The sequence below is a fragment of the Myxacorys chilensis genome (assembly GCF_059505265.1).
On the sequence record NZ_JCACKG010000213.1, the window covers coordinates 59,244 to 68,345 of the forward strand.

The window sequence follows — 9,102 nt, forward strand, 5'->3', positions numbered from 1 at the left end:
TATTCCTTAACATGTAAGAAGGTACACCCGTTGCAAAAGTATTGCAGGAGGCAGACATGGTAGCACTCAGCGATCATCCCACCGCTCGATCAAAGCGCAGGCTCACCCTTCAAACTGCTGATATTGCCTCAGACACAACTGTTATTCGCTCCCTCGACTGGGATCGCGATCGCTTTGATATCGAGTTCTCCTTAGAAAACGGCACTACCTACAACTCCTTCTTGATTCGGGGTGAGAAAGTCGCCCTCGTTGATACTTCTCATGAGAAGTTTCGGGATCTGTACCTCGATACATTAACTGAGCTAATCGATCCGCAGCAAATCGACTATCTAATCATTAGCCATACCGAGCCGGATCACAGCGGCTTGGTGCGAGACGTGCTGCAACTCAATCCGAATATTACGGTAGTGGGCGCAAAAGTTGCCATTCAGTTTCTTGACAGTATGGTTCATCAACCCTTCAAGAGCCAGTTGGTCAAAAGCGGAGAGCGCTTGGATTTGGGCAATGGTCATTTGTTGGAATTCGTGTCTGCCCCAAACTTGCATTGGCCCGACACCATTTTTACCTACGACTCGAAAACGCAAACGCTCTTCACCTGCGATGCCTTTGGAATGCATTTTTGCGACGATCGCACCTTTGACGAAGATTTAGACCTGATCGAGCAGGAATATCGCATCTATTACGATTGTCTCATGGCTCCTAACGCCCGCTCGGTGCTATCTGCTATCAAACGCATTGGAGAGCTTCCCGAAGTAAAAATGGTCGCCACAGGTCACGGTCCGCTCTTGTACTACAACGTGAAAGAATTGGTCGGACGCTATCAAGAATGGAGCCAAACCAAAGCCAAATCCGTCAAAACGGTGGGATTGTTCTATGTGGGTGGCTATGGAGACGGCGATCGATTAGCTCACGCGATCGCAGATGGCATTCTCAAAACAGGGGTTGGAGTTGAAGTTTTGGATCTGCGAGAAGCCCAACCTCACGAGGTGCGTGAACTGGTCGAACTCTCAAGCGGATTAGCGATTGGAATGCCGCCTCAATCGGGTAAAATCGCCGATCAAGCCAAAGCCGCGATCGGCACAATTTTGGCAGCGGCAAATGCAAAGCAAGCGATCGGGCTGTTTGAGGTGGCAGGTGAGGATGAAGAATCGGTGGATGTAATTCGCAGCCAATTTCGAGAAGCGGGATTAACCGAAGGCTTTGCTCCCATTAAAATCGAGGCAACACCGACGGATGCGACCTACCAGCTTTGCGAAGAAGCAGGCACAGACTTAGGGCAATGGCTGACCCGCGATCGCGCTGTAAAACAGATGAAATCTCTAGACGGCGATCTTGATAAAGCAATGGGACGCTTGAGTGGAGGGCTTTACATCATCACCGCCAAGAAGAATGAAGTAACCAGCGCGATGTTGGCATCCTGGGTGTCTCAAGCTAGTTTCGAGCCGTTAGGGTTTACGATCGCCGTTGCCAAAGACCGCGCGATCGAGTCGCTCATGAGAGTCGGCGATCGCTTCGTTCTCAATATTTTGGAAGAAGGCAACTATCAGCCCTTGATGAAGCACTTCTTAAAGCGTTTTGCCCCAGGTGCAGACCGATTTGCAAACGTCAAAATCTATCCTGCTAATAACGGTTCTCCAATTCTTGCGGATTCCCTCGCCTATCTAGAATGCGAAGTCACAAGCCGGATGGAATGCAGCGACCACTGGATTGTCTACAGCACAGTCGATGTCGGACGAGTTGCTAAATCGGATGCTCTCACTGCCGTTCATCATCGGAAAGTGGGAAATCACTACTAAATCTCCACTGGAGGATAAGGGACGCCTGCGGCAACGCTTTGCCAAGGGGGATGACATGCGCAAGTGTAATTTGACAAGTGCAACTTTGAGTTGTATCCCTTATCCCTCATCTACTTCTTCTCTCATCGCGTTGCTGTCAACCATCCCTCCTCGCGAAAGCGGAGCATTACCCTTCCTCCCATCCCTCATTTCTTATGTCAGACTCTAGACCCAGAGACGTGCAAATTGCCGAAATCGGTGTCGATACGCAAGTGCTGCGATCACGCACTTGGGATCGGCTCAAGTTTGAAATCGAATACGCGCGACAAAAGGGCACAACTGCCAATGCCTATTTGATTCAAGCAGAACAAAATGCCTTGATCGATCCGCCGGGTTCGTCTTTCACAGATATTTTTGTACACGAACTCCATCAACATCAGTACTTTCAGAAGCTCGACTATGTGATTTTGAGCCACGTGAATCAAAATCGCCTCGAAACGCTCAAAAAGCTACTTGAATTAGCACCGCAGGTCACGATCGTTTGTTCTAAGCCGGCTGCCAATGCTTTAAAAACAGCTTTTCCAAATCTTCCGCTCCAACTTCAAATTGTTCGAGATGACGACACTCTCGATCTGGGCAAAGGACATGTTTTGCAATTCGCCTTTGTGCCTACTCCGCGCTGGGTAGATGAACTGTGCGTTTTTGATCCAGCCACCCAGATTCTCTATACAGACAAATTCTTTGGATCGCATGTCTGCGATGATTCTATTTTCGATGAGCACTGGAAGCAGCTAGACGAAGATCGTCGCTACTACTTCGACTGTCTGCACGCGGCGCAGTCTAAACAGGTTGAAGCCGCGATCGCAGAACTTTCAACTTTTCCTGCCACGATGTATGCCGTTGCTCATGGCTCCATTGTCCGCTACAGCCGCAGCCGCTTGATGTTGGACTATCGAAACTGGTGCGATGAGCAGAAAAACCAAGAACGTTCTGTCGCCTTGCTTTACGCTTCTGCCTACGGAAATACCGCTAGTGTAGCGCAAGCGATCGCTAAAGGACTCACGGACTCTGATATTACTGTTGAATCGGTTAACTGTGAATTTGCTGAGCCATCCGATGTGACGGCGGTTGTAGAACGCTGCGACGGCTTCATTATCGGCACTCCAACGCTGGCAGGACACGCGCCGACACAGATTCAAACAGCGTTAGGTTTAGTCCTCTCTAATGCCTCGAAAACTAAAGTAGCAGGCGTTTTTGGCTCCTATGGTTGGAGCGGCGAAGCGATCGATCTCGTTGAAAACCGCCTTCAAGATGCAGGCTACACATTTGGATTTGACACGATTCGCGTGAAGTTCAAGCCGACAGACGAGGTGTTGCAGCAGTCAGAGCAAGCGGGAGCAGAGTTTGCTCAGGTGTTGCGTAAAACGAAGAAAGTTCGAGAACCGCGATCGTTTGTTGCTGAAACAAAGAGCGATCGCACCGAACAAGCCCTCGGTCGTGTCATCGGGTCACTGTGCGTCGTCACCGTCAGACAAGGCGAGCGAAGGAATGGTTTTCTCACGTCTTGGATTTCTCAAGCCACTTTCAATCCGCCGGGAGTCACGGTGGCGATCGCAAAATCTCGCGTGGAAGGCTGGCTCGATCACATTGGCGATTCGTTTGTGCTGAATATTTTGAGAGAAGATCGGCAGCTTCGACGGGCTTTTATGAAATCCGGATCAGAGTACGATCGCTTTGCCGACCTCAACACAGAACCTGCCGCCAATGGTTGCCCAGTTCTGCTGGACGCTTTGGCCTACCTCGAATGCACCATTCAAAACCGGATGGAATGCGGTGATCATTGGCTGCTCTACGCCGAGGTGAATAATGGCAAGGTTATGGAAGCGAAAGGCGTAACTGCCGTCTTGCACCGCAAGTCAGGAACATCTTATTAACCGCAGCTTACTAACCGCATTCAAACTCCATCAAAACATTAGGCTCTTGCTTAGTAAACTGAAACAGCTTGCATTTGCGAGATAGATAGGAGATATATGTTAATTTTGTTGAACATCCTTTATTTCCTCCTTTAGGAAGATGACAATAAGAGGAATTGGCAAATCTTGCTGGTAGGATTAACACCAAATCTCGTTGAACTTCTTGCCAGTAGACGTGCGGAAATCTTCTGTAATCGTAGTCACATCGACGCAGTATCCGCTCAATTCGCTTATAGCGGTTCAGCGACCAATCCCGCAGCATTTGCCAAGAGGGATGTAGATCGGGCGACAAAATAAAGGGATACGCTTTACGATACAACCGTGGCAAATAGTCATAAATCCAAAATTGCATCATGGAGCGGTAGCCCGGATTGTTATAGGCTCGCAATTCGAGGATTTCGGTGCGGCTAACACCAAAGCGATCGAGTACTTCCGTCGGCAAATAACAAATGCCTTGCTTGGCGTCTTCCTGCAGATCACGCAGAATATTGTAAAACTGATCCACCATGCCAAACGCGCCGACGATTCGTCGATGATGAGCGGGCAAAAAGGGTAGTACTTGAAAGAAAGAGGCTGCCAGTTCCTCTAGCATCGTCTCAAACTGATCGAGGGTGTCGAAGACAAGATTGTTGTTGTGGTGATAGCGCTCCAGTGCGCCTAAGTACCGATTCCACGAGTTAATTGATAGCTGACCTACAGGGTCAGTGTTACAAAACCAGCGATCGCGAATGGCTTCAAACACTTTTCGATGCCCGCTAACAGGCTGCACCTGACCCGTCGCCATTAGCCACTTCCAACCGTCTTGAAAGCGCTGAAACTCAGAACCATGAGGGTCTAGGAGGTCGCTCTCAGCTAACCGATCCGCCAGCCGAATCCAGCTAATGCGCTCAATCCATTCTTGCCGAGCCTCTAACTCTAGCTCCATCACCCAAGCGGCATTATCCTCGTCCTTGAGGGCATCATCTGCGATCGCAAGATAGTGCGAGGAACCAACTAATTGGGATAGCGACAAAGTACTCATACGAAAAGTCAAAATCTCATCGAATTGCTAAAGTGCGCTCCAGGTTCAGAATTCCCAGATTTTTTGGAGAACAACAGAATGTGTTTTGTATCACATGCAAGCATTCTGAAATTAGGCTAACTGCGCCTTGGTTCTTGCACGTGAAAGCGGCCCACAAGAAATAGGCATGCCTAAGCGAAACTATGAAATATCAGGAGGAATACTCACAATTTCGGCGACGTTGAGTAGTGTTATGGAGCCGTAGTTGGACAGTCGCATCGTTACGACACGGCATCGAAGCTGATTAACGGGTTTACACCACTACCCTCCAACTTCTTTAACCGATGTTTCTGACGTTCTAACAGTCTAGAAATGGCTAAGCAGTGGACAGACAGAACGCCAGAACACAGATTGCTCACGAATCCATACAACCCACCCCTAAATGTTCCAAAATGAAGGACTTGTTGTGTTCGCTCAAGCTTAGAGGCCAGAAGGCAACCTTAGAGGCTAGAAGGCAACACTCTGCTTGATGATGTAAATCCTGGCTCCTCCATTATTAAATGATCGCCCTTCGAGCCACTGAGCGAAAGAATAAAAATGTTTTTACAAAAAAATACTTCAAGTTTTTACACGTCTTGTCTTAAAAAGTTTTAATCTGAGATTGCCGTTTCGGCACGCTGTTTTAAAAATTTTTTGCAAACTTCACTAAATTCCTTCTAGAATTCGGTGCAAGGCTCTAAGTTACTAACTCTAATTTGGTGAAGCAGTAATCGATGAAATGATAACGACGCGGTTGGTCATAGAAGATAAAAGACCTAATCGAAAAAGCACCGGGAAAACACCTGAGATGGGCACTCTTGTCCGATCAGACCGTCTTTCCTCTTATGTCGTTAGTCCCCTGCACTACTACTAAGGAACACAGTTACTATGTCACTTTTTGATTGGTTTGCAAATCGACAAAAATCAGGGTCTTCTGTCCCCGACGGGCAAGAACGGGAGATCGCAGATGGGTTGTGGACAAAATGCGAAGCTTGTAGCGTCCTCACCTATACCAAAGATTTGCGACTGAATCAAATGGTGTGCCTAGAGTGCAATCATCACATGCGCGTCGCGAGCGATCAGCGCATTAGTCAATTAATCGATGCGGATACGTGGGTTGCCATTGACGAAGGCTTGATGCCGACTGATCCCCTCAAGTTTCGCGATCGCAAAGCCTATAGCGATCGCTTGCGAGAAACTCAGGAAAAAACTCGTCTCACCGATGCGGTGCAAACCGGAATTGGACAGATTGAAGGGTCTTCTGTAGCCTTGGGCGTGATGGACTTCCGCTTTATGGGTGGCAGCATGGGTTCAGTTGTTGGTGAGAAGCTGACTCGGCTGATCGAGCGTGGAACTCAGCAACGGCTTCCAGTGGTAATTCTATGTGCCTCAGGAGGGGCACGGATGCAGGAAGGCATGTTGAGCCTGATGCAAATGGCGAAAGTGTCCGGGGCACTAGAACGGCATCGCGCTAACCGTTTGCTCTACGTTCCAGTGTTGACCCATCCAACGGCGGGGGGGGTCACCGCTAGTTTTGCCATGTTAGGAGACATCATTCTGGCAGAACCGAAAGCGACGATTGCCTTTGCTGGACGTCGGGTTGTCGAGCAAACCTTACGAGAAAAGCTCCCCGATGACTTTCAAACGTCTGAATATCTGTTAGCCCATGGCTTTGTGGATGCGATCGTGTCTCGCACTCAGTTGAAGAAGACACTAGCTCAGTTAATTCGGCTTCATCAGCCCACCGTTCTCCCGATTCATACCGGAGGAAGTCAGATCCCAGGCATTAAAACGCTGACTACGGTTGTCCCCAACTCGATTCTTTAATCAATTCGCGATCGCATGGGGAGAGAAGAGAGCCTCTTTCCATACCGCCTTTTCTGAGAATCTCTTCATTCTTCTACAAATTGGGCTAAGGATTGTTACAGCGACGTGATATTGGTATTAAAGAAGTCTATTTTCGCTATCAGCCGTTCTCATGGTGAAGGTTCTACCGAGCGATGAGTCTACGGCTAGTGCCTCTTCCTCAAAGCGCAGTGTCTTAAAGGGCAGTGTCTCAACGGGCAATGTCTTGAGGGTCACAGTGTCTTAAGGATTGAGGTTGCCATTATCGACTGTTGTGTTGTGAAATTCGTAACTGAGCCACATTTAAGGAGAACCATGCTTAAAAGATGCCTTTGGCTTGCTGTAGCCACTGTCTTTTTTGCCTTTCAAGTTTTTGTACAAGGCGTGAATGCTGCCGAATTAGACGCTAAGCTTCGCACCATTCCAGTCAATGATGCAGGCGATACTACGGTGTTGAGCCTGAAGCAGGTTAAAGAAGGTAAGCGTCTATTTCAATACGCGTGCGCCCAGTGTCACGCAGGTGGTGTCACCAAGACCGATCCTAACGTAGGGCTTGACCCCGAAGCGCTTGACTTGGCAACACCGCCTCGCAATAACATCGAAGCGTTGGTGGATTATATGAAAGATCCCACCAGCTACGATGGGTCTACCTCGATCGCGGAAGTGCATCCGAGCATCAAGAGCAAAGATACCTTCCCTGAAATGCGGAACCTCACCGACAAAGACCTTGTTGCGATCGCAGGACACGTTCTACTTCAGCCCAAAATTGTCGGCGATCAGTGGGGCGGCGGCAAAATCCACTACTAGTTCATTCTCTTGCTGACCATTGCTCCATGCTAATTCACAAAACTCTGCGCTGGCTTCCTGCTCTTCTGCTCCGTGGTTTCGCGGTGTTTTGTTGTGTCTGTGTGGGACTGGCATTGGTCAGCCGTCCGGTCTATGCTGCTGATTCCTACGTGACTTATTACTTAAAAGTGACCGAGCCGATTCCGCTAGCGCTTGATGATCAAGGGCAGACGCGCCTGTTTTCGGCAGAGGACATCACCGAAGGGAAAAAACTTTTTGGTGGGAGCTGTACCAATTGTCATGTTGGCGGATCAACGTTACCCAATCCCCCTGTTTCGTTGTCGCTAGAGGCGCTAAAAGGGGCAACGCCGCCGCGAGATACGATTGAACGGCTTGTTGCTTATATGCGGCGTCCAATGAGCTATGACGGTACAGAAGACGAGATTTACTGCCGGGAAGTCCCGGAGAGTTGGCTTTCGCGATCGCAAGCTGAACATTTGGCTGGGTTTATTCTGCGGGCAGCCCAAGTTGCGCCGGGCTGGGGAACTGATCAGTTTTAGAGGCAGGCTCAGTAGATTTAAGCTTTAGTTGCAGAAACTCTCTGCATTGATGAAGTACGACAAGCTGTAAAATATCGAAAGAAGTTAGAGAACCACTCGTTCTAGAGACCACTATGAAATCGATTTCTTCTGTTCTTCGAGGAATTTCACTGGCATTCTGTGCCGTTATGCTGATCGCTAGCAGCTTTTTCTGGGCTGCTTCTCCTGCAGCAGCAGAAACCTACAATGTCAAGATGGGAACCCCGAAAGGTTTAGTCTTTGATCCGGCTGTTGTGACTATCAAACCGGGTGATACCGTGCAGTGGCAGGTGGGCAGCTTGCCGCCTCACAACGTTGTGTTTGACAGTGCTAAAGTTCCTGATGGGAATAAAGATTTGGCCGCTAAGCTGTCTCACAAAGGTTTAGAAGGCGCGGGTAAGAGTTTTGAAGTAAACTTCCCAGCGGACACGCCTGCGGGTGAGTACTCCTACTACTGCTTGCCTCACCGGGGTGCTGGCATGGTTGGTAAAGTGATCGTTCAATAGTTCTTGAAGTCTCCATTTGACTCAATCATCTCCTCTTTCATCAATAGCCAGAACCTCCTTTTCCCGTCTTAGAATAGGGATCTAACAAGGTATTAAAGCGCTTCTGGCTAGCGGTTGAGAGAGGAGAATTATTTTGCAAAGAATTTTATCAATGCGAGTCGTGGTGCTACCACTAGCCATTTGCCTTGCGATCGCGCTCTTTCTCTTCCCTCTAACTAGTTCTGCTGGGGCGGATGCGCCTGACGGTCAGCGCATCTTTAGCGCCAATTGCTCAGCCTGTCATATTGGTGGCAACAACGTGATTATTTCTCACAAAACGCTGAGAAAAGAAGCTCTTGAAAAGTATGCGATGAACTCGGTAGATGCAATTAGACAGCAGGTGTCTCATGGCAAAAATGCAATGCCTGCTTTTGACGGACGATTGACCGATTCTGAAGTTAAGGCCGTTGCTCAGTACGTGCTTCAGCAAGCCGAAGCAGGATGGTGAGTACCGTCTGGTAACAAACCCCGACGATAAGCCCTCCAAGCGACCTTGGAGGGTTTTGTTTAGGATCGTGGATTAAATAAGACCGGAAATCATCAGCCCTGTGGTTTAGCCGT

At 48.8% G+C, this 9,102-nt stretch carries 8 protein-coding genes; 7 read left to right on the forward strand and 1 reads right to left on the reverse strand.

Annotated features, from left to right (window positions below):
- Window positions 1–56: 56 nt before the first annotated feature.
- Entirely contained in the window at window positions 57–1,796 is a 1,740-nt protein-coding gene (locus tag AC5JLB_RS21345) for a diflavin flavoprotein (RefSeq protein ID WP_495875835.1), read from the forward strand.
- Between the two features lie 194 nt (window positions 1,797–1,990).
- A complete protein-coding gene (locus AC5JLB_RS21350; protein ID WP_495875836.1) occupies window positions 1,991–3,709 on the forward strand; it encodes a diflavin flavoprotein in 1,719 nt (572 codons plus the stop codon).
- Window positions 3,710–3,719: 10 nt separating this feature from the next.
- Here AC5JLB_RS21350 and AC5JLB_RS21355 read toward each other — a convergent pair whose 3' ends face one another.
- Window positions 3,720–4,769 (reverse strand): squalene/phytoene synthase family protein, encoded by a 1,050-nt coding sequence (locus AC5JLB_RS21355; protein WP_495875837.1) that lies wholly within the window; start codon window positions 4,767–4,769, stop codon window positions 3,720–3,722.
- A gap of 906 nt (window positions 4,770–5,675) precedes the next feature.
- Here AC5JLB_RS21355 and accD point away from each other — a divergent pair.
- The 5 genes from accD (at window position 5,676) to petJ (ending at window position 8,989) form a co-directional block, all read left to right on the forward strand.
- The gene (accD, locus tag AC5JLB_RS21360; protein WP_495875838.1) at window positions 5,676–6,614 is read left to right on the forward strand and encodes an acetyl-CoA carboxylase, carboxyltransferase subunit beta; all 939 of its coding nucleotides are present in this window, start codon (window positions 5,676–5,678) and stop codon (window positions 6,612–6,614) included.
- Between the two features lie 333 nt (window positions 6,615–6,947).
- Window positions 6,948–7,439, forward strand: a complete 492-nt coding sequence (gene psbV / locus AC5JLB_RS21365) for a photosystem II cytochrome c-550 (protein ID WP_495875839.1) — start codon at window positions 6,948–6,950, stop codon at window positions 7,437–7,439.
- A 26-nt stretch (window positions 7,440–7,465) separates the two neighbouring features.
- Window positions 7,466–7,978, forward strand: coding sequence for a photosystem II cytochrome PsbV2 (gene psbV2 / locus AC5JLB_RS21370; protein ID WP_495875840.1), 513 nt, complete (start codon window positions 7,466–7,468; stop codon window positions 7,976–7,978).
- A gap of 113 nt (window positions 7,979–8,091) precedes the next feature.
- Complete coding sequence (gene petE, locus AC5JLB_RS21375) at window positions 8,092–8,502, forward strand: plastocyanin (protein WP_495875841.1); 411 nt, start codon at window positions 8,092–8,094, stop codon at window positions 8,500–8,502.
- 133 nt (window positions 8,503–8,635) lie between these two features.
- The gene (gene petJ, locus AC5JLB_RS21380; protein WP_495875842.1) at window positions 8,636–8,989 is read left to right on the forward strand and encodes a cytochrome c6 PetJ; all 354 of its coding nucleotides are present in this window, start codon (window positions 8,636–8,638) and stop codon (window positions 8,987–8,989) included.
- Window positions 8,990–9,102 lie beyond the last annotated feature (113 nt).